At 44.4% G+C, this 21680-nt stretch carries 18 protein-coding genes; 8 read left to right on the top strand and 10 right to left on the bottom strand.

Going from position 1 to position 21680, the window contains the following annotated elements; translation table 11 throughout:
• Positions 1–83 precede the first annotated feature (83 nt).
• From F0232_RS04500 to trxB, 4 genes are all read right to left on the bottom strand, one after another.
• The gene (locus tag F0232_RS04500) at positions 84–659 is read right to left on the bottom strand and encodes a nucleoside 2-deoxyribosyltransferase (RefSeq protein WP_105057319.1); all 576 of its coding nucleotides are present in this window, start codon (positions 657–659) and stop codon (positions 84–86) included.
• A 332-nt stretch (positions 660–991) separates the two neighbouring features.
• Positions 992–2713, bottom strand: coding sequence for a cysteine/glutathione ABC transporter ATP-binding protein/permease CydC (cydC, locus tag F0232_RS04505; protein ID WP_105057318.1), 1722 nt, complete (start codon positions 2711–2713; stop codon positions 992–994).
• Positions 2706–4490, bottom strand: a complete 1785-nt coding sequence (cydD, locus tag F0232_RS04510) for a cysteine/glutathione ABC transporter permease/ATP-binding protein CydD (RefSeq protein ID WP_061032762.1) — start codon at positions 4488–4490, stop codon at positions 2706–2708. Before cydD ends, cydC begins: the two co-directional genes overlap by 8 nt.
• A 161-nt stretch (positions 4491–4651) precedes the next feature.
• Positions 4652–5611 carry a thioredoxin-disulfide reductase gene (gene trxB / locus F0232_RS04515; RefSeq protein ID WP_008223323.1) on the bottom strand — a complete coding sequence of 320 codons (960 nt, stop codon included), beginning with the start codon at positions 5609–5611 and terminating at the stop codon, positions 4652–4654.
• A 214-nt stretch (positions 5612–5825) separates the two neighbouring features.
• Between trxB and F0232_RS04520 the strand changes: the two genes are divergently transcribed.
• Both F0232_RS04520 and F0232_RS04525 read left to right on the top strand, forming a co-directional pair.
• Positions 5826–6251 carry an SRPBCC family protein gene (locus F0232_RS04520; protein ID WP_216608162.1) on the top strand — a complete coding sequence of 142 codons (426 nt, stop codon included), beginning with the start codon at positions 5826–5828 and terminating at the stop codon, positions 6249–6251.
• The gene (locus tag F0232_RS04525; RefSeq protein ID WP_105057316.1) at positions 6244–6678 is read left to right on the top strand and encodes a MarR family winged helix-turn-helix transcriptional regulator; all 435 of its coding nucleotides are present in this window, start codon (positions 6244–6246) and stop codon (positions 6676–6678) included. Before F0232_RS04520 ends, F0232_RS04525 begins: the two co-directional genes overlap by 8 nt.
• 419 nt (positions 6679–7097) lie before the next feature.
• Here the strand turns inward: F0232_RS04525 and F0232_RS04530 are convergent, their stop codons facing one another.
• On the bottom strand, positions 7098–7865 hold the full coding sequence (locus F0232_RS04530) for a S9 family peptidase (RefSeq protein WP_105057853.1): 768 nt from the start codon (positions 7863–7865) through the stop codon (positions 7098–7100).
• 983 nt (positions 7866–8848) lie between these two features.
• Between F0232_RS04530 and F0232_RS04535 the strand changes: the two genes are divergently transcribed.
• Both F0232_RS04535 and F0232_RS04540 read left to right on the top strand, forming a co-directional pair.
• The gene (locus F0232_RS04535; protein ID WP_102320493.1) at positions 8849–9505 is read left to right on the top strand and encodes a 2OG-Fe dioxygenase family protein; all 657 of its coding nucleotides are present in this window, start codon (positions 8849–8851) and stop codon (positions 9503–9505) included.
• A complete protein-coding gene (locus tag F0232_RS04540) occupies positions 9489–10724 on the top strand; it encodes a cysteine desulfurase-like protein (protein WP_105057315.1) in 1236 nt (411 codons plus the stop codon). Before F0232_RS04535 ends, F0232_RS04540 begins: the two co-directional genes overlap by 17 nt.
• A gap of 140 nt (positions 10725–10864) precedes the next feature.
• Here the strand turns inward: F0232_RS04540 and F0232_RS04545 are convergent, their stop codons facing one another.
• Positions 10865–11536 carry a type 1 glutamine amidotransferase domain-containing protein gene (locus F0232_RS04545; RefSeq protein WP_105057314.1) on the bottom strand — a complete coding sequence of 224 codons (672 nt, stop codon included), beginning with the start codon at positions 11534–11536 and terminating at the stop codon, positions 10865–10867.
• A 207-nt stretch (positions 11537–11743) separates the two neighbouring features.
• Here F0232_RS04545 and F0232_RS04550 point away from each other — a divergent pair, with 207 nt between their 5' ends.
• Both F0232_RS04550 and F0232_RS04555 read left to right on the top strand, forming a co-directional pair.
• Positions 11744–12628 (top strand): LysR family transcriptional regulator, encoded by an 885-nt coding sequence (locus tag F0232_RS04550; RefSeq protein WP_105057313.1) that lies wholly within the window; start codon positions 11744–11746, stop codon positions 12626–12628.
• A 305-nt stretch (positions 12629–12933) separates the two neighbouring features.
• Positions 12934–14184, top strand: coding sequence for a sensor domain-containing diguanylate cyclase (locus tag F0232_RS04555; protein ID WP_105057312.1), 1251 nt, complete (start codon positions 12934–12936; stop codon positions 14182–14184).
• Positions 14185–14293: 109 nt separating this feature from the next.
• Here the strand turns inward: F0232_RS04555 and F0232_RS04560 are convergent, their stop codons facing one another.
• The gene (locus tag F0232_RS04560; RefSeq protein ID WP_105057311.1) at positions 14294–15118 is read right to left on the bottom strand and encodes a DUF2797 domain-containing protein; all 825 of its coding nucleotides are present in this window, start codon (positions 15116–15118) and stop codon (positions 14294–14296) included.
• A gap of 302 nt (positions 15119–15420) precedes the next feature.
• Here F0232_RS04560 and F0232_RS04565 point away from each other — a divergent pair, with 302 nt between their 5' ends.
• A complete protein-coding gene (locus tag F0232_RS04565) occupies positions 15421–16716 on the top strand; it encodes a GGDEF domain-containing protein (RefSeq protein WP_061032754.1) in 1296 nt (431 codons plus the stop codon).
• Between the two features lie 124 nt (positions 16717–16840).
• Positions 16841–17191 carry a GlpM family protein gene (locus F0232_RS04570; RefSeq protein WP_105057310.1) on the top strand — a complete coding sequence of 117 codons (351 nt, stop codon included), beginning with the start codon at positions 16841–16843 and terminating at the stop codon, positions 17189–17191.
• A gap of 241 nt (positions 17192–17432) precedes the next feature.
• Here the strand turns inward: F0232_RS04570 and F0232_RS04575 are convergent, their stop codons facing one another.
• The 3 genes from F0232_RS04575 to F0232_RS04585 form a co-directional block, all read right to left on the bottom strand.
• Positions 17433–18803 carry a DASS family sodium-coupled anion symporter gene (locus F0232_RS04575; protein WP_008222995.1) on the bottom strand — a complete coding sequence of 457 codons (1371 nt, stop codon included), beginning with the start codon at positions 18801–18803 and terminating at the stop codon, positions 17433–17435.
• Between the two features lie 199 nt (positions 18804–19002).
• Positions 19003–19755 carry a vancomycin high temperature exclusion protein gene (locus F0232_RS04580; protein ID WP_032498702.1) on the bottom strand — a complete coding sequence of 251 codons (753 nt, stop codon included), beginning with the start codon at positions 19753–19755 and terminating at the stop codon, positions 19003–19005.
• A gap of 162 nt (positions 19756–19917) precedes the next feature.
• Complete coding sequence (locus F0232_RS04585) at positions 19918–21606, bottom strand: NAD-dependent malic enzyme (protein ID WP_061032752.1); 1689 nt, start codon at positions 21604–21606, stop codon at positions 19918–19920.
• Positions 21607–21680 lie beyond the last annotated feature (74 nt).

Raw genomic sequence — 21680 nt, forward strand, 5'->3', positions numbered from 1 at the left:
GTTAATACCTTATCGTCAATAGAAATTCTCCCAGCATTGTGAGGATGCTGGGAGAATCAATATCATTCAGTTTAGATAGCGATTTACGCAGCCTTAGCGTCGCTCTTTAGCTGTTCTAGACAGCGTATGAAAGCACGTAGGTTTCGATACACGTCTGTCTGATCATAAAATACGCCAACATTCTCTAATTCTATCGGGCCTGATACTGCGTTATCTAGCATTAGGTTATCAATTAAACCAAAGTTTTCTAGCGTCATGCCGATGCCATCCACATAGGTTTGCTCATCGACTTGCTTAGCGTTTGGCAGTTGGTCTAGGTTTCGTTTTAAGAAAAGATCGGAATTGTTGCTGTAAGCAAGTACTGTTTTACCTAGCGCTTTACCAAAGCCCATTTCATAGGCTGTACCCACATCGCAGCTCGCGCCTCTGAAAGGCGTCATGTTGGCGATGACGATATCACAGCTCTCAATCAGCTCTTCATTAGCACGGCCAATCTTCAAGCCATTTTGCTGAGGGCTAGGTTCATTCAACTCTAGAATATTGTCGAGTGGGAAAATACCCTCAAAGCCATAAGCTTCGCAAATCTTCTTCTTTTGATCACCGATAGAGACAGCGTCACTTAGAAATACTTCTGGTCCTGCTAGATAAATACGTTTCAACGGTTAACTCCTGATTAGCAACAGTGCTTGGGTTTGTGCTGATATTTTTATCTATTGGATTGTTTAAGTAATAACCGAAACTACACGGTTTGCTAATGTGTGGTTTTGGTGTGTTTTTAGCTTTATAGTTTAAAAAACGACTCGTTGGTGCTGTTTTGTTTAAGCTCATGATTTGAATATTACTTTGAGGCTGCTTTGTGTTCACTTAAGGCAAGAATGTGACTGTGAGTAGAATGAGAAGGTGACCTACTTGAGATACAGAAAAATCGATAGGCAATAAAAAGCCCGAGTATGAACTCGGGCTTTGGATGTTTTTGTCATCGATGAAGCGACTAGATTGCCTGACGAAGTTGGAAATAGCGTCCTTGTTCGTTCAACAGTGTCTCGTGAGAGCCATGCTCTACAATCTCGCCTTGTTCAATCAGAACGATAGAATCCATTGCTTCCAGACCAATCAAACGGTGCGTAATGAAGATAACCGTCTTGCCTTCAAAATGCTTCTCAAACAGTGCCATGATACTCTGCTCAGTTTGCTTATCTAGGCCTTCTGTAGGCTCATCGAGAAGCAGGATAGGGGCATCATGAAGAATGGCACGTGCAATACCAACACGGCGCTTCTCACCACCAGATAGTTGACGACCACCGTCACCTAACCAGCTATCAAGACCATCGTTCTCCAGCAGCTTCTCTAGGCCAACGTCTTTAAGGATGTTAGCTAGGTGTTCATCGTTGGCATCTGGTTTCGCAATCAACAAGTTGTCGCGTAGGCTGCCATTCAAGATGTCGACACGCTGGCTTACCACACTGATCGATTCACGCAGTTGTGACTCGTTCCATTGTGTTAGTTCAATGCCCGCGATAGAGATATAGCCTTTCTTAGGATCCCAGTAGCGAGTTAGAAGCTGAATCAGTGTCGATTTACCAGAACCCGTTTGACCCACAATCGCTACTTTGTTCGTTGCCGGGATCGTTAGGTCGACAGCATTCAGAACACTGCGCTCAGAGTCAGGATAGTTGAAGGTCACGTTCGAGAACGCAATATCAAGCGGCTTGTTGATGTCGAGCTTCTCTTCCGCGAACTGAACTTCAGGTTCTGACAGAATCACTTCATTCAAGCGATGTGCAGAAGACAGAGTTTGACCTAAATGCTGGAACGCGCCTGCGATTGGCATCAATAGTTCAAAACTTGCCATGGTTGCGAACGCCATTAGCGCGATGAACGGATCTGGAGCATTACCACCCACGCCGTCAGCCGCTAGCCAAAGCATCAGAACCAGCGTCAAACCATTGAACAGCATAAGCGCTGCTGAAGCCATACCGGTAAGGTTAGCGTTCACAAACTGGTTCGCCATCAGCTTCTGTTGGGTTTCTAGAATCGCATTACGGTAACGCTCTTCCGCACCAAATAGAGTCAGTTCGCTGTAGCCTTCAATCCAATCAAGAGTGGTAACACGCAGATCCGCTTTGTTTTGCGTAAGCTCGCCACCGTTACGTTTACCCAGCTTGTAGAACAAGACAGGCCAAATCAACAGCATGATAAGCAGGATAGAACCTAAGATCAGACCTAGTGAAGTATCAAACCACATCAAGAACAGAGTCAGGAAGAAGATACCAAACACACCAACCGTTACAGGGCTTACTAAGCGTAAGTAAACGTGGTCCATGGCGTCGACATCAGCAACCAAGCGGTTCAGTAGGTCAGCGTCACGTAGGTTTGAGATACGACCAGGGATCAGCGGAGCCAGCTTTTTAAAAAAGAAGATACGCAGATCAGTCAGAAGTTTGAATGTCGCATTGTGGCTCACAACACGTTCACCCCAACGACCCGCAGTACGGCTCATTGCCAAACCACGAACACCACCGCCAGGTAGCATGTAGTTAAAGGTTTCACGCGCAATCGTCAGGCCTGCAACCGCAGAAGCTGAAATGAACCAACCCGATAGCGTTAGCAAGCCAATAGAAGCCGACAGAGTAGCAAAAGCCAATAGCATGCCTAGCGATAGGCCAAACCAATGCTTTTTATAGAGTTTCAGGTAAGGCAGTAAATCACGCATCTAAATTACCCTTATTGTCTTGTTGAGCTAAGTTCGCGTTTAGCATCTCTTCAAATAAACCACCCGCAGTTGACAGCTGAGAGTAATGACCTTGTTCCACAAGACCACCATCGCGCATAACCATAATGTTATCTACCGATTGAAGAGGAGCCAGTTGGTGCGTCACAAGCAGGGCAGTGCGACTTTCGATGTTGCTGTTGATGCCTTTCATTACTAGCTGCTCACTACGAGTATCTAGGCTGGCAGTAGGTTCATCAAGCAACCAGAATTGACCGTCTTGGATCATTGCACGAGCCAATGCCAAACGTTGAGATTGACCAACAGACAGGCCGCCAGAACGATCAGAAATCATGTAGTCCAGGCCGTGCTCATTAACGAACTCACTAGCGAAAGATTGGTCTAGTGCGTTTTGAACCGTTTGGTCGGTAATATCTTGCTTACCTAGAGTGACGTTGTCACGAATGCTACCGTGAAGCAAGAGTGGGTTTTGACCAACCCAGCTGATCGTCTTACGCCAAGATGCCAAGTCTAAATCACGCAGTTCAATACCATTGATTTTCAAGCTTCCTTCATAAGGCATGAAACCAAGAATGGCATTAATCAAACTTGTCTTACCTGCACCACTTGGGCCAACTAATGCCGTTGATTGGCGAGTATTCAGTGCGAACGAAATAGGGCCAACCAGTTGAACACCTTCAGGGCTCAATACTTTCAGATCTTGAGCTTCAATATTGATGCCTTGAGCTGGGTCTAATTGAGTGTCACCTGATTTAACCTTAGTGATGTCGGTTTCTAGGAACTCAACAATACTCTCGGCTGCGCCCACCGCTTGTTGCTTCGCGTGGTAGAAAGTACCTAAGTCACGCAGAGGTTGGTAAAACTCTGGCGCCAAGATAAGGATAAACAGACCTGCGAATAGCGTAATGCCAACGCCGTAGTGGCCGAAGTTAAGCTCGCCGATGTAAGTGAAACCAAAGTAAACCGCCGTCATCGCAATCGAGATAGACGTGAAGAACTCAAGCACAGCAGACGATAAGAAAGCGATCTTCAATACATCCATGGTGCGCGTTCTGAACACCTCAGATGCACCTTTCAATACTTCTGTTTCAGAGCTAGTACGGTCGAAAAGACGAATGGTTGTCATGGACTGCAAACGATCGTAAAAGTGACCTGAAAGACGCTGAAGCGCTTTGAAGTTTTTACGGTTTGCGTCTGCCGCTTTCATACCCACTAATGCCATGAACATCGGTACCAGTGGCGCAGTCAGCAAGAAGATAAGGCCGGCTGCCCAGTTTACTGGGAATACCACAACCAAAATAATGAATGGAATCAGTACCGACAAAGACATCTGTGGCAAGTAACGTGAGAAGAAGTCTTGCATGTCTTCAACTTGCTCTAGCAACAGCGTTGCCCACGTACCGGCAGGCTTACCTTTGATGTAAGCAGGGCCGAGTTCGCGTAGCTTGTCTAGAATGAGCTGCCTAATGTAGACACGGATCTGTTCACCACAGCGATAACCTGCGATTTCACGACCCCATGTACAGCCCGCACGGCCAACGACCGAGAGTGCCAAGCCAGCAAAATGACCAACCAGTTCAGATTTATCGACATTCTCGATGATCAGCTGGTGAAGAATAGAGGCGAGAAGCGCTGCTTGAGCAATTAAAAACACACTTGAAAGTACGCCAAGGCTAATCGCAATCATAAGCCAGCGTTTCGCTAACTTACTCTGTTGCTTAAGCCACTTGTTCAAGCTGCGTTGTTTTTTCTTATCCATTATGAAGGCTTAATGATAATTATTATTTGTTGAGGGCGGCTAGTATACAAAAGAAAGCCCAGTGGATATACCACTGGGCTTTAGGGATTTACAACAAAATGTGATGACGCCCTGCATCTACTAAGGCGAGAGCGTCGATAATCAAATCTGCAATCTCAGATTTACTTATCGTTAAGGCCATCTAGGAAGCGTTCAGCATCCAGAGCAGCCATACAACCTGTACCAGCAGAAGTGATCGCTTGGCGGTAGTTGTGGTCCATAACATCACCCGCAGCGAATACGCCAGGGATGCTTGTTTGTGTCGCGTTACCTTCAAGACCAGACTGAACGATGATGTAGTCATCTTTCATATCTACTTGTCCTTTGAAGATTTCAGTGTTCGGCTGGTGGCCGATAGCGATGAACGCGCCCATTACGTCGATATCTTCTGTCTTGTCAGACTGAGTATCTTTAATACGAACGCCTGTTACGCCCATGTCGTCGCCAAGAACTTCGTCTAGCGTGCGGTCAGTGTGAAGAACAATGTTGCCGTTCTCTACTTTGTCCATTAAACGCTTAACAAGAATCTTTTCAGCGCGGAACGTGTCACGACGGTGAATTAGGTGAACTTCAGACGCGATGTTAGATAGGTAAAGTGCTTCTTCAACTGCTGTGTTACCACCACCAACAACCGCTACTTTCTGGTTGCGGTAGAAGAAACCATCACACGTTGCACAAGCAGAAACGCCGCGGCCTTTGAATGCTTCTTCAGACTCTAAACCTAGGTACTTAGCCGATGCACCTGTTGAGATGATCAACGCATCACACGTGTACTCGCCAGAATCGCCTTTAAGACGGAAAGGGCGGTTTGATAGGTCGACTTCGTTAATGTGGTCGAACAGGATCTCTGTTTCAAAGCGCTCTGCGTGCTCTTTCATGCGATCCATCAGTGCTGGGCCTGTTAAACCTTCAGCATCACCCGGCCAGTTTTCCACTTCAGTTGTGGTTGTAAGCTGACCACCTTGCTGCATACCAGTAACCAGAACTGGGTTTAGGTTTGCACGAGCAGCGTAAACTGCAGCTGTATAGCCAGCAGGGCCAGAACCAAGAATCAATAAATTACAGTGCTTTACGTCGCTCATGAGGACTCCGAAATTGAATTTGTTTTAATTTATAATCGCTTAGGATTGTATGGAAAATATGGAGGCAATAAAAGGTTAAACAAGGGCTGAAGTGTAATTAATCGTTATAGTTTAGAACTTAATCGAGACAAACGTTTTCGTGGCTAAAGCGATGTTGCAAATGTACCCATCATGAATTATTGTAAACTAGTTTACTAAAATGCAATCAACTAGGATGAGAAAAGTGATTTTTGAAGAACGTATTTGTATTGAAGCATCACCTCAAGACATATATTCGCTATATGTCGATGTAGAAAACTGGAATCAATGGGATAAAGAAGTGGTCTACTCTCGTCTACTGGGGGCATTCGAGGTTGGTGTGAAAGGTGTTATAAAGCCGACCAATGGACCTAAATCAAAGATAGTCATTACGGATGCTACACCAAATAAGAGCTTTACTGTCATGAGCAAACTGCCATTCTGCCTTCTATCATTTGAGCACCAGTTACAGGCTAAAGGAGAAATAACGGAGGTAACTCATAGAGTTAAGTTTTCGGGGGTAACCAGTTTTTTATTTGGGAAAGTCGTGGGTAAGAAAATTTATGATGGACTACCGTCTACTCTTGAAGGATTAAAAAAAAGGGCAGAGAACAATGTTTAAGCATGAGCTCCCATCGGACAGCGTAGGGTTACAGCTCTGGGTCGCTTACAATAAATGGCATTCAGAGGTAATGAAACTCCTTAAGCCGCTAAACATCAACCATACTCAGTTCGTTATACTGGCTTCAGTACTATGGTGTAACAAGAACAAAAACGAAACCACGCAAACAGAAGTAGTCAATATTACAGGCTTGGATAAGATGACATTATCAAAGTCGATGAAAGCGCTGGTTGCGAATGATCTTATCACTAAAGATAAAGGTATTAGAGATTCACGCAGCTTTTCTCTGAGACTCACGAAAACTGGGGAAGCTCTAGCAATAAATGCAATAGCGCAGGTGGAAGAGTTAGACCAACTATATTTCGAAAGCTTAAAGGACGAAAGAGGGCGATTTATTTTCCTGTTAGCAGGCCTTAACAGCCCTTGAATTAAAACTCACTATTGGACAGAAATGAGCTACAGCTTCAGCTAAATTAGCAATTCATGGATAACTAATGGTATGGGAAGTAGCTAAGTTTAATGCCCCTTTTTGATAGTGAGGGTGACGTCCATTACTACCAACGATGATGCTCAACATAGCCATCAAATAAATGTATTGCTTTTGTTAATCATCTATTTTAATTTAAAAAAATGACGCTGATAACTACTTCCACTCAAACTCTATGTTGTTGCTGTAAATACCTTATTTACGGCCGTTTTCGTGTAGCTATTACGTAGCAAACCTATCGCACTATTACCTAGGCCGTTGATGTTTTCATCCACGGCCTTTTTGTATTTGATTAGAAAAATACTTTGAAACCTTAAGCGTTTGTATGGCTGTCTATTGCTACAGATTTACCTTTTAGCCTACAAATTTTTATTCAACCATTTTATCGTATGATCTCGCATGTCGTTGGAAAAGTAATGCGATTCATCAGCTAAATTGAACTCAATTTCAGTATTGTTTTTATCGTATTTACTCTTCACTTTTTCATAAAAGTCCTTCGCGAAATTAGCAGGAACCCAATCATCTTTCTCACCATTTATGATCAACATAGGGCGACTTTCATTTTCTATAAGGTACAAACATGGATCAATCTCTGCCATATACCTAATAGCTAACTTCTCATCGTCACTAAGAATCTTATTAACTGAATCGGCTTCTAAGGCGAACTTCTCCAAGCCGACAAAGTCAGGAGAGCCGATAATTGGTACCGCAACTTTAATCCGTTTATTTTTGGTCAAAGAATAAAATGTGGACATTGCCCCCATAGAGATACCCACAACCGCAATCCTCGATGGATCAATCCTTATATCTTCCTGATAATGCTCAATGAGCGTATTTATGTCATCTGAGTTCTGCTTGATAACACCCGTCATTCTTTTGATAAATCTCGAATGGCTACTAACGTTTTGAGCATTACCATCATCTCTTTCGCCGTGTTTATCTGCATCAAAACAGATAACAGAATAACCCTGAAGAGCTAAATTTAAAGCTAGATTAGAGCCTTCATATTTATCATTGCTCCAACCGTGACAGATGATGACTAAAGGATTATTTACCGACTCTTTTTTACAATAGAGCAGATATGTAACTTCACCGATCTTACTTTTTTCTACTACAACACCTTCCATGAACGCCCCATATATTTCAATATATTCGTTTACAAGCACCATAAACCGTCAGACTTCAGAAAACAGCGAACGCTGATTAGACGAAAAATTGTCGTCTTTTATCATCTTATAATGCAACACTGTTTATATTGGTTCAATTAACAATCAACAACCTAAGTCACATGAAGGGAACTTTGGGCTGCCAAATGTCGCCTAATAACAGAGATTCTGATTTACCAATTAGCTCGGATAAGTTTTAGTAGTGCAAACTAAGATTAACAGCAGATGAATGAGTAAAAGGTCTACCGAACAATGGGGCATAAATGTGTTAAGGAAGAGCCCCCCACGTTTGTAAACATGTGCCGATTCTCTCGGAGCTACATCTATTGCCATAGTGGATTTCCAAATTCTCAACCGCAACATTCCACTTCAAACACCTTCGAGACTAAAAAGCGCAATCAACTCGCTCTCTTAAAAGAAATGAACCATTTGGGGCGGCCGAGTTCCCCCCGAACTCGACCTGTTCCAGACGCGCAAGCAAAGGCGTGTGGATTCTGGCGTACTCATAAATTAACCAATTCCAGTTTGTTGTGTAAATAATCAATAGCTTGGCAACTGATAGGTTGGTCGTATTTCGATGTGCAAAAACATACAAATAAGTATGCTGAAGTAGGGGGATGAGCCTGGATGCTGCGGCAGGCGTATTAGTGAATATGTGCTGACAAAATAATAAACACAGCGTGCTAGTTAATAATGTCGTTAAATTTGATTTTATAGGTGTTTATAACTAGCTAGTGAAGTGTGCTAGTTTTAAGAGTTGGTCATCTTTTATTCTGGTGTTATTCACTGCTTTTGATTTTAAACTTGGTTTTACAATCTGAATTATTAATTCTGACGGGATAAATGATTGTTTATTGTTGATTTGGCAAGATCTTCAAGTATCCTTTTATGTAAACAAAACGTTAAATGTCGAAAGTAAATTAACAATCATTAAGGAGTCGATGATGTTACACGCTCACGAAAACACCCTACATATTACCCATCTCAGTAACCACGCGGTTAAGGAGCTGTCACCTTCTTTCTCTAAGCTACCTAGCACAGAGCACGCAGACGGACAGTACCGATTGAGAAGATACTCTGTGGTTGAATTCAGTAATGGACAAGTCGTTGAGCTAGACAAACATAACTTCGTTCAGTCTGAAGACATCAATCACTTTCAAGGTGATGTTGTTCGTCAATTCGAGCCAATTGAAGCACCAATCCTGAGCAGCGAAGGCATGCAAGAGATGTGTGAACTGTTTATTGAAACCAATGGGCTTGAAGACGGACAAGAAATCGAAATCCACCAGATTCGTATCGCTGCCATTTTTGAAGAGACTCAGGTTGCGCCAGAAGGTGTGCACCAAGATGGCTTCGACCACATCGCGTTAATTGGCGTGAACCGTCATAACATTGTGGGTGGCGAAATCATGCTGTACCAAGATTCACATGAAGCACCGTTCTTTAGAAAAGTGCTTGAAGATGGCGAAGTCGCAATGCTTGCAGACAGTAAGCTTTGGCACAACGCACAACCAATTCGCACCATAGACCACGACGAAATGGGTTACATGGATGTGTTTGTTCTAACGGCTAAGGATGCACGCAATGTCCTTCACTCTTAATGACGTACGCCAGCAGTTCAGTGCGCTAGGCCAATATCACGATGGTAAGCCAGTCACCTTTTTTGATGGCCCGGGTGGTTCTCAGGTTCCTGAGAATGTTCTTGCGTCGATGACAGAATACCTTGGTCACTTTAATTCCAACTTGGGCGGTCACTACTTTTCGAGCCAGAAGACGACAGGCTTGATGCAACAAGCGCGAGAGTCGGTGCAAGCGTTACTGAATGCTGAATCTTCTGGCAATGTTGTGTTTGGTGCCAACATGACTTCGCTGACATTTCAGCTTAGCCGTGCGATCAGCCGCGATTGGCAAGCTGGCGACGAAGTGATTGTTACAGCACTAGACCACTACTCGAATGTATCGAGCTGGCAACAAGCAGCAGACGACAAGGGTGCGATTGTTCGTCAAGTTCGTGTTGACGAGTCGGATTGCAGCCTAGACATGGCACACTTTGAGTCGTTACTGAGCGAAAAAACCAAGCTGGTTGCCGTGACGTTTGCTTCAAATACCACTGGCTCAATTGTTGATGTGGAGAAAGTCATTGAGCTTGCACACCAACACGGCGCTCAGGTGTATGTTGATGCTGTTCATTATGCGCCACACCATTTGATTGATGTTCAGCAGTTGAACTGTGACTTCTTAGCGTGTTCGGCTTACAAATTTTTTGGCCCTCACGTTGGTATTGCTTACGTGGCGCCTCAATGGCTACATACGTTAAAGCCATATAAGGTTGAGCCTGCCACTAACATCGGGCCTGGTCGTTTTGAAACAGGAACACAGAGCTTTGAAGGCCTCGCGGGTGTGATTGCTGCGGTGGATTACTTGGCACAATTTGGTGAGCCAACCGACTCATTACGTTCTCGCTTAGAGCAAAGCTACGCGCTTTATAACAAGCATGAAAGCCAGCTGAGCGAGTACTTCCTAAAACGCTTGGGCGATCTTGAAGGGGTAAAACTCTACGGTAAGACAGAGTTTGATTCGAACCTAAGAACGCCAACATTCGCCATCACCTTTGATAACCACTCCCCAGAGTTCATCGCGAAGAAGCTGGGCGAGCATAATATCTGTGTGTGGAACGGACACTTCTACGCATTAGGTTTAGTGAAGCAGCTGGGTATTGAAGAGCAGGGCGTAGTGCGTATTGGTTGCATGCATTACAACTCGATTGAAGAAATAGACCTACTGTTCAACGTGCTCGAGGGCATTGTTAGAAATAACTAAAAGCGGGTTACAGAATTAGAAAAGAGCATACTTCTCTCAAGAATATTGAGTCGGGAGTATGCTCTTTTTTTTTGACCTTGCTTAGGGGACTCGCGTAGTTGAGTCGGGCAAGCTATAGATCCATCAAGCTTATTGCTCGATTAAGAAAGGTGCTCAACAATCGCGACACCCACAGCGTGTGCGCTTGTCGGGTTTTGACCGGTAATCACTCGCTCATCAACAATCACAAGCTCTTGCCAAGGTTGAACCTTGTTGAAACGTGCTGCCCCACGAGTAAGCGACTCTTCCAGTAGGAATGGAATGTCGTTGATGGTGCCAAAGTCGATCTCTTCTTCACGTGTAAAACCAGTCACTGATTTAGAGCTCAGAAGTGTTTCGCCATTGTTCAGTACGATAGGGAGTAGGGCTGCTGGGCCGTGACATACTGCCGCGACAACGCCACCGTCTTCATAATGCTTGGCAGCGATGCTAGCAAATTGATCATTAGCCGCTAGGTCTGAAAGTAGGCCAAAACCACCTGGGTAGAAGATCGCATCATAGCTGTCTGCATTGATTTGGCTTACTGGAATCGTGTTGTTAATGCGGTTTTGGAAGTCATCATTCGCCAAGATTTCAGTATTAACCGTATCTCCTTCAATATCAGTTCCGTACAGCGGTGCTTTGCCACCATTGATAGAAGCGATGTCGTATTCGAACCCAGCAGCCAAGATCTCTTTCAGAGCGTGGGTAAGTTCTGGAGCGTAAGTACCGTTCGCTTGATCTGTCTCGCCAAGTGTCGCGTGGTTAGTCACTGGAATTAGTATTTTTTTCATGATTCGTCCCTTTGAGCTGCTGTTCTTCTAGTTAGATGTTGGCGCTTTTCTCTAAGCACTCGTGCTTGGTGTTAACCTGTGCACTGTTACTTAGCTATCGCCGTCTTGTTATATCTAATACTAGTTCCAAATCATTTAGGTGATAATATGCTTAAAAGGCAAAACATTGTTGCTATATAGCAAAGATAAAATGCGAGTAGATTAAGTATGGATAGCTTTGAAGGGATTAACGAATTCGTTGCGGTTGCCGAATGTCACGGTTTTTCTGCGGCCGCTAAGCAGTTAGGTTGCAGTACTAGCCATGTGAGTCGACAAGTTTCACGGTTAGAAGAGCGAGTTGGGGTAGCTCTGCTTGCTCGTTCAACGCGCATGGTGAGCCTGACTGAGTCTGGACATACTTACTACCAACAGTGCAAAGATTTAGTGATTGGGCTGCAACAAGCCAATGAGCAAGTGACGTCTCAACAAACTCAGCTAAGCGGTACATTGCGTGTCAGTGCGGCGGGCGCATTTGCCGAGAATCATGTTGCGGCAGCGTTGATGGAGTTTGCAAAGTCTCATCCAGATCTAACCATTGAAATGAACTTCAACACCAAGATGGTGAACTTTATTGAAGACGGTATCGACTTCGCGATTCGTTACGGTCGGTTAGATGATTCAGGGCTGGTGGCAAGAAAGTTGGTTGATCGCCCAATGGCAGCGGCGGTAAGCAAAGCGTATATCGATCAATATGGCGCGCCCGCTCATCCGGAACAGTTAAAACAACACAGCTGTATTATTGCTAATAGTGACCAATGGCTGTTTGAGCAAAATGGAAAGCCATTGAATGCGGTAAGAGTGCATGGTCGTTGGAGAAGTAACAATTCAAGCGCGGTATTGAAAGCGTGTGAAGAGGGACTTGGCGTTGTGTACCTTCCTAGAAGCAGTTTTAATGGTGCCTTAAGTAATGGCAAACTAGTTCCGGTGCTAGAAGAGTATTGGGGCTCGGGGACAAGCAGTTGGATTGTGTATCAGAACCGACGCTTTCTGCCTCAACGAGCGCGGCTTGCGATAGACTTCTTAGTCGATTACTTCTCTGGCTGGGATGAGTAGAAAGTGCGATTGAAGTTCGTGGTGAGCAGCTTGTGTGCTTCAACTGATGTGAAAAATAAAAAATTGAATCATTACATAGCCATAGGTTATCTATTTCTGTTTTTTGGCGCGCGTAATCAGATTGAGAGACTTGTCTACTTTTACTAAGTCGTGCTAGCGATTGAATTGTAGAGAAGCGCTCAGCAGTACGATATACTACGGTTTGTATTAATGTCCCTAAGCGCGTAAGAGATTATATGGAAGCGTTGGCAGGGCGTGTTGTTATGCTCCATTTTATGAAGTGTAGCTAGATTGCGGAGTTGGCAATGTTTTCTATAAATTTCGAATCCACTTACGGTGTGATAATCATTCAAGATATGAATGTAGTTAGTGTCGATGCTAACTATGCTCGTATTTATGGTTACCAATCTCCCGAAGAATTATTGGCCAATATTGACAGCTTTCTGGATCTAATTCCTGAAGAGTTCCATGTTCTCGCCTACCAAAACTATCTTGAAACGGTTAGTGGTCAACGAGACCCACAAGTTCACACCTTTACCAATGTGGACCGAAACGGCAGAGAGTTCACGGTTTTTTCTATTGATCATGTCACAGAGTGGCAGGGAAGACCGGCGCTACAAGTGACCGTTATTGACCTTAGCCCAGCTATTCAGCTGCAGAATATTGTCCGCAAACAAGACCAAATGTATCGCGATATGATCATGCAATCGGGGCAGGGAATATTGGTACACCGAGATTTTAAACCTTTGATGGTTAACCAATCTTGGGTGAACTTACAAGGTGGCAAGTCGATAGAGCAGGTATTGCAGCTCGACTCTATTCTTGATTTGGTGCCAAAACAAAACGTAGAAAGTATTTCTCAACGTTACCAGACTGTCATGTCGGGTGAGCCGTCGGGTACCAGTAATGTGGTTGAGAATATCGGCTTGGATGGTGTCCATCGATTTTTCAATATCTATGACAACGCAGTTATTTGGGAAGGTAAGCCAGCCATGCAGGTTGTGCTTGAAGATGTAACCCAGAAAGTAATGTTAGAAAAGCAGCTCGTGCATCAAGCGAATTACGATGAGATGACGGACTTACTCAATCGTCGAGCTATTTATGAGTGGTTTAGAGAACACATGACCTCTGACAATCACCTTGTGTGTATGCTGCTCGATATTGATGATTTTAAATCGATTAATGATACATACGGTCACATGGTCGGTGACGAGGTGATCTGTGCGTTGGCTAATATTACTAAGCGCAGTGTTGAGAGTGTGGGCGGTGTTGCGGGTCGCTGGGGTGGTGAAGAGTTCATCGTCTTCCTTCCAAATGCAACGTCAGAAATGTCACATGAAATCTCTGAACAAATTCGTCAACAGTTTAATCAAGCAGAGTTTAAAATCGACGAACAGACTCGATTCAATTCGAGCGTTAGTATTGGTATGAGTGATAGCCTTGCGTGTGAAGAGCGCATGACGATCGATGCCTTGGTTAATCTAACCGATCAATCACTCTATCGAGCTAAAGCCAATGGTAAAAACTGTGTGGATGGAGATATGGTCGTGCTCTAGTCTTTTCTCTTTACTCTTTTAAAGCAGATCGTCCTATCTGAAATAAAAATGCCCTGAAGTAGAAGCCTCAGGGCATTTTTGTCTCTCACTTGTGATGGTGCTCTGCTGGTTAAGCAGATACCTCAACTTCGTAAGAACCAAATTTACGGATGTTAATCACGCCCGTATCTAGGATTAGGTATTGGCCTTTAATGCCTTGCAGCACACCAGATACCTCAGGGTTCTTATCAAAGTTATGAGAAACAATCTTCACTGGGTGCTGTTCTACTGGGTAGCTCAGTGAAGTGATGTTCTCACTCAACACTTCGATAGCATCGTCACCGAATTTTGCTTTGATCTCTTGGATCTTATCTTCAACCAGTGGAAGCAGCTCTTTTGCTTTCTCTACCAGTTCCATGTCGTCGCCATCGCCTTTCAGCAGCGTGCGCCAGTTGGTTTTATCGGCAATGTGTTTTGCCAATTCAACTTCGATCAGGCCAGAGATTTGGCGAGTTTTTACTTTAAGGATCGGTAGGCCTTGTGTTGCGCCTTGGTCAATCCAGCGAGTAGGGATCTGAGTGTGACGAGTGATACCTACTTTTAGACTTGATGTGTTCGATAGGTAAACGAAGTGATCAACCATGCAGTTTGCTTCGCCCCATTCAGGCTCACGACAGGTGCCTTCGTCGTAGTGGCAAGTCTCTGGCTTCATGATGCACATGTCGCAACTTGCTAGCTTTTTCATACACACAAAGCAGTGGCCTTGAGAGTAACTCTTCTTGGTTTTCTTGCCACAAGAGCAGCAAAAAATATTGCCAGTGTGGGTGAGGTTGATGGTTTTACCAATCAGAGGGGTTAGTTCTACAAACTCTTCGCCTACAGGCAAACGGTAGGTTACCGCGCCGTCAAGGGAAGCACTCATCTTCTTGAGTGTTCCTTTCGCTAATAAAGACATGACATTACTCGTTGTATTTTGATTGTTATTTCGCCGACTCGTTTGCGCTGTGAGCAGGCAGTACGGTTAGCGATGATTATGCGATGAGTATAACAAATGGCGCCTGTTTTTATACGCAATAATACTTGATTCTCGGCGTAAATAATTAGCATGAAATATAAGCATAAAAATATAGTATGACATTTTGTTCAGGCGTGATATAACGTTTTCTAGTAAATTTTTGGTATTAAGATCACTAATTTACGTCACTTATTTTATATCGTGAAATCCCAAAGATAGGGATATATGCCGGAAGCTTAGATGTGAAGTGGATCCATAAGATAGTCATCTTTTTAGTTATCGCGACGCTTGCCATAGTGCAGTACTACCGTGTTAGCGGAAATCGCGTGATAACGGCAATTACACCAGACAAATATGAGTTTATTGCAACCAGTGATCAGGTCGATAGAGGCGTGAGTACGTCTCAATTATCCTTCGCTAATGGGCAGTACATTCTTGATTGTGAGCTGAAAGAGTCTGAGTACCCTTGGCCTTATTGTGGCTTGTCGATTCGTATTGACCCAGATATCACGGTTGGCCTCGACCTTTCCCAGTATCACACTTTTAGAGTCAACATCGATTACCACGCGGAAGCGGACTCTAGCGGCCGTTTACGAACCTACCTACGCAATTACAACCCTGCTTATTCGGTTCCGGATAATGAGTACACGCATAAGTACAATGGCATGGAGTTTTCGCCAGGTGTCGATGGCGGCGTGATTGAAATACCGATTAAAAACCTGCAAGTGATGACATGGTGGCTTGCAGATAATGACATCGCGCTAGAGCACTCTGCTCCCGAGTATTCCAACGTAAATATGGTGGAGTTCGCGACGGCATCAGGCGCAAAACTTGGGCATCATCGCATTGTTATTCGTAGTATCGAATTTGAGGGCTCTTACATCACCGGCGAGAGCTTGTTCTTAATCTTGCTGTTTGTTTGGGTTGGTACTGGCACCGTATTCTTAATTTCAGAGTTACACAGCTCGCGCAAACGTATGGTGATTGCCGAGAAAAGACATCATCATCTTAAGAACGTTAACCGAGCATTAAGAGAGCAAAACTTTGAGTTCTCGGAAATGGCGCATCGTGATGAATTGACCGGAATCCTTAACAGGCATGCGATTCGTGATTGGCTGAAGATGCAGTCACAACATGTCAAACAAGGGCACGGTAAATTAAGCATGCTCTATCTTGATATTGATTACTTCAAGAGTGTGAACGACAAATACGGCCATCAAATGGGTGACCATATTCTAAGAGAATTTAGTATGGTGGTCGGTAGTGCAATCAGCCCGACAGATAAATTGGTGAGATGGGGTGGTGAAGAGTTCATTGTTTTTTGCCCTGAGACTGATCTTGGCGAAGCACAAAGAAAAGCTGAGAAAATTCTCCTCTTAGTTAGCCAACACCTTTGGGTTCATGGTGACCCACTGACCTGCAGTATTGGTGTTGCTGAAATGAAGCAAGAGAGGGTGACAGAGACGATTGCTCGCGCTGACGAGGCGCTCTATCAAGCTAAACACTCAGGACGCAATCAGGTGATCTTGAGCCACTAATCTGCAAATTATTTTGATTATTTTATAAGCCACACGTGCATATGTGACGTGTGGCGTTTTTTGTGGGCGTTGTATGAGTTTACTCTCTAGAGTTTTTGTTGGTTTGTTTGGATAACGTATTGAAATGATCTCACTGTTCTTTAAATGTTTGCTTGGTGCTGCAGCGGTTTTGTTGATTGCACTGTTGTCGAAAAGTAAGAGTTTTTACATATCAGGGCTTGTACCTTTGTTTCCCACTTTTGCCTTGATTGCTCATTATATTGTCGGCACAGAGCAAACCATGGTAGAGCTGCGTACTACCGCACTGTTTGGCCTGTTTTCTCTGGTGCCATACGCGGCTTATTTAGGGGCTGTGTATGTGTTTAGCTATCGCTACAGCTTAGTGTCGACTCTGTCGCTGGCAACAGTGGTGTGGGTGCTGTGCGCCTCTATGTTGCTTATCGGCTGGACGCGTGTTGTACCAAGTGTGGCGTGATAAATGACTTTTAGAACGGGAATGAATACCTGATAGGGATGTAAATACCCAAACAAAAAAGGTGGCGAGGAGCCACCAAAAAGGGAAATCGTTTTATTATTCTTTTTAAATGCCCGCTTAGTGATAACCTCAAGTAAATGATGGCTTCACATTGAGTGGGCATTTTTATACTGGCTGAGCGGGGGAACTGCAGCCAGTTTCGTCAGAGCACTTGCTTATGCAGATCTCTTATCAGTGTTTATTACCAGAAGATCCAAGCGAACAGTGTTAGCACTAGGATACAAACTAGGTTTAGAACCATACCAATTCGCATCATCTCTTTCTGCTTGATATGACCAGAGCCAAATACAATCGCGTTTGGTGGTGTTGCAACAGGTAACATGAAGGCACAAGATGCAGCGACAGCGATTAATGCAGACAGGATAACTGGCGACATACCTAATGCTTCAGCAATGGTGGCGAATACTGGTACTAACAATGCTGCACTTGCTGTGTTACTCGCAAATTCTGTTAGGAATACCACGAACGCGACTACCGCTAGAATCGTTAGTAGCACACCTGCTGTCTCTAAGAAGCCACTTAGTGAGTGCGCTAGGAATACACTGGTGCCAGTCGCTTTAAGGATGTTACTTAGACAGATACCACCACCGAATAGAATCAATACACCCCAGTCGGTTGTCTTTTCAACATCTTTCCATTCTACCGCTCTAGAAGCGCCCAGCAGTACGATTGCACCAATTGCAACTAAGCTATCGAACTTAGAGAAGCCGCCGATCATTGCGTTGATTGGTTTACCGAAAATCCACAGAGTCACGGTGAGTAGGAAGATAGACAGTGTGATTTTCTTGCTGTTTGTCCATTCTACTGGCGCGTGGTCTAGCTCGAACTTATGGTTAAGTTTTGGCTTGGTCATCACGTAAAGAATCAACATTGCGATTGGCAATAGAATCATCGAGATTGGTAGGCCAAGTGCCATCCACTCTGTGAAGCTAAGGCCAACTTCTGCTGCAGCGATAGCGTTCGGTGGGCTACCTACTAGGGTTGCGATACCACCGATAGACGCACAGTAAGCGATACCTAGTAGCACGAACACGTAAGTATTACGGTCTTCGCTTTGGTCTACTTTGTTCATGATGCCAAGAACCAGAGGAAGCATCATTGCGGTTGTTGCTGTGTTAGAAATCCACATCGACAAACCAGCACTCACGCCGAATAACATGAAGACCGCGACCGACATTCTACCTTTTGCAATCAACAGAACTTTGTCAGCAATCGCTTTATCAAGTTCTTGCTTGTTTAGCGCGGCAGCAAGAGCAAAACCACCCATAAATAGGAAGATGATTGGGTTGGAGAAGTTCGCCAATGCCGCGGGTGTGTTGAAGACACCAAACAGGACAGCCAAGAGTGGAACAAGCAGAGCAGTGATGCTGACATGAATAGCTTCGGTTAACCATAGAACCGCAACGAACACGAGAATACTCAAACCAGTATTGACTTGTGATTCGAAAGGAAGAGTGTTGAGCAAGAGTGCGAATAGCGTGAAATTACCAATTAATATCATGCTGTTGCGTGTAAACAACCAGTGTTTCAGTGTAGTAACAAGTGCCGTCATAAGGCGCTCCTTTTGTTTATCCTCGTTTATGGATGCACTTGCTTCATAGAGCTGTGCTTATTGTTTTTCGAGGAATATTGACTTCATGTAGGGTTGGGCTTTGTTGAGGGAATGTTACTTAAGTTAATAAAGGGGCGTTGGTGTGTTTTTGTGTAACAGTAGGGAAATGTGAGGCAACAAATTCAAAATGTGTAGATTTCTACACATCGGTCTCTGAAGGGGCAGAAATAGGGCTTGGAATTGGTGATATTTCTTGTTTTGGGCTGGGCTGAATCGGCTCTTTCGGGCCAAGGAATTTCGGGGTTGTACCCATAATATATAGGTCTAGGAAGGCTTTGGTACGAGCAAACACTTCACGTAAACGTATTGATGTTCCAGAGTGGTGAGTCGGCCCGGAAACCGCCAAACATTGCGCGTGAATGTCATATGAGTTGGCGATGAATAGCGCTCGTTCACAGTGGAATTTTTGAGTGATGATCAGGAAGTTGTCGGTATCGAAGATCTTCTTCGCACGAACAATCGAGTCTAAGGTTCTAAAGCCCGCGTAGTCGAGGTTGATACGCTCATCAGGAACGCCAGCTTTTAACAAGTCGCGCTTCATTGTCCACGGCTCATTGTAAGAGCGGTGAGCGTTGTCGCCACTTAATAAAAATTGGTCTACTTTTTCACGGTCGAACAGTTCTATTGCCGCTTCAATACGATGTTTGTAATAGTCGTTGAGCGTTCTACCCAAGTATTTGCTGGTACCCAGCACGACGGCAACCTCTACTTCTGGTACCTCATCGATGTCATAGATGATGCGGTCTTCGGCTTGCCACGAAACCCAATAATCGATCGCAATAACTGTAGCGCTGCCTATCAAGAACACAATGAAAGCGCCATACAGAAAACCTTGCAGTTTTTTGTATGCTTTTAATAAGTAGTTACGGCAAATGTGAGAATCGAATTTCACTCTCGGCATAGTCCTTTGACTGAGCATTATTTTTTTGAGTGCTCGATAATACCAAATAAAAATGAGAAAAATCAGTTAAAAAGACAAGACAATGTAAAGAAAAAAGCCCCTGCAATGGCAGGGGCTCTTGTAAGAGTGGTATTTGAGAACAAGTACGCTCTATTAGAATGCAGTACGCTTGTAGCGACGGTAAACTGGCTGCCAGAAGTGCTGGTCAATCGCTTGTTGTAGTGCTTCTTCAGTGATTTCTAGTGCAACACCTTGTTCAATTGCTTTCTTACCAACGGCAAAAGCAATCTTTTTAGATACAGTGTGGATCTCTTCCAGTGGTGGAAGTAGAGCACCAGAACCATTGATTGCTAGTGGAGAACACGTCGCAAGTGCACGGCTCGATTCCATTAGCATTTCGTCAGTGATACGTGAAGCGTTTACAGCTAACACACCAAGGCCAATACCTGGGAAGATGTAGCTGTTGTTACACTGAGCGATTGGGTAAGTTGTGCCGTTGTGAACCACTGGCTCAAATGGGCTACCTGTTGCGACTAGTGCTTTACCATCTGTCCAACGAATGATGTCGTTTGGTGTTGCTTCAACACGGCTTGTTGGGTTCGATAGTGGGAACACGATAGGGCGTTCGCAGTGAAGGTTCATCTCTTTGATGACTTCTTTGCTGAATAGACCTGGTGCACCAGATACACCAACCAATACTGTTGGTTTTGCGTGACGAACAACGTCTAGTAGAGAGAAACCAGTACCATCGCTTTCCCAGTCTTTAGTGTTCGCGTTGGTTTGAACTAGGCGCTGTTGGAAATCAAGCAGGTTCTGCATGCCTTCCTGTAGTAAGCCCCAACGGTCAACCATGTATACTTGAGAGCGCGCTTGCTCGTCGCTGATACCTTCAGACACCATTTGAGCGATGATCGCTTCTGCGATACCACAACCTGCAGAGCCTGCACCCAAGAAGGTGATACGTTGGTCTGAAAGTTTGCTGTTTGCTGCTTTACATGCTGCAAGTAAAGAACCCACAGTTACCGCTGCTGTACCTTGGATATCATCGTTGAAACAACAGATGCGATCTTTATAGCGCTCAAGTAGAGGCATTGCGTTCTTCTGTGCGAAATCTTCGAACTGAACTAGCGCATCAGGCCAACGACGTTGAACGGCTTGGATGAACTCTTCAACGAATGCATCGTAGTCAGCACCTGTGATACGAGGGTGACGCCAGCCCATGTACATTGGGTCAGCAAGACGTTGAGGGTTATTTGTACCAACATCTAGCACGATTGGTAGCATGTAAGCTGGGCTGATGCCGCCACACGCTGTGTACAGTGCTAGTTTACCGATTGGAATACCCATGCCACCGATACCTTGGTCTCCCAAACCAAGAATGCGCTCACCGTCCGTAACCACGATAACTTTAACATTGTGGTTTGTCGCATTATTCAGTAGATCATCGATACGATCGCGGTTCGGGTAAGAGATAAACAGACCACGACCACGACGGTAGATATTTGAGAAGTTCTCACATGCTGCGCCAACCGTTGGCGTGTAAATGATAGGCATCATTTCAGAGATGTGGTTTTGAACTAAACGATAAAAAAGCGTTTCATTAGTGTCTTGGATGTTACGAAGGTAGATATGCTTATCCATATCACTTTCGAAGTTACAATATTGTTTATATGCACGTCCAACTTGCTCTTGGATTGTTTCCGTTGTTTCCGGTAACAAACCTTCAAGGTTAAAAGAGCTACGCTCTTCAGCAGTGAATGCGCTGCCTTTGTTTAGAAGGGGTGTACTTAGTAGAGCAGGACCAGCATAAGGGATATATAAAGGGCGTTTATCGTTGTTCATTGGATGCCTAATATGGGAGAAAGGGTAACTGAAAAATGATAACGGTTTAGTTATTCAATTGTAAATAGTTTCTC

The sequence above is a fragment of the Vibrio sp. T3Y01 genome (genome assembly GCF_013114525.1).
Lineage (GTDB): Bacteria > Pseudomonadota > Gammaproteobacteria > Enterobacterales > Vibrionaceae > Vibrio > Vibrio chagasii_B.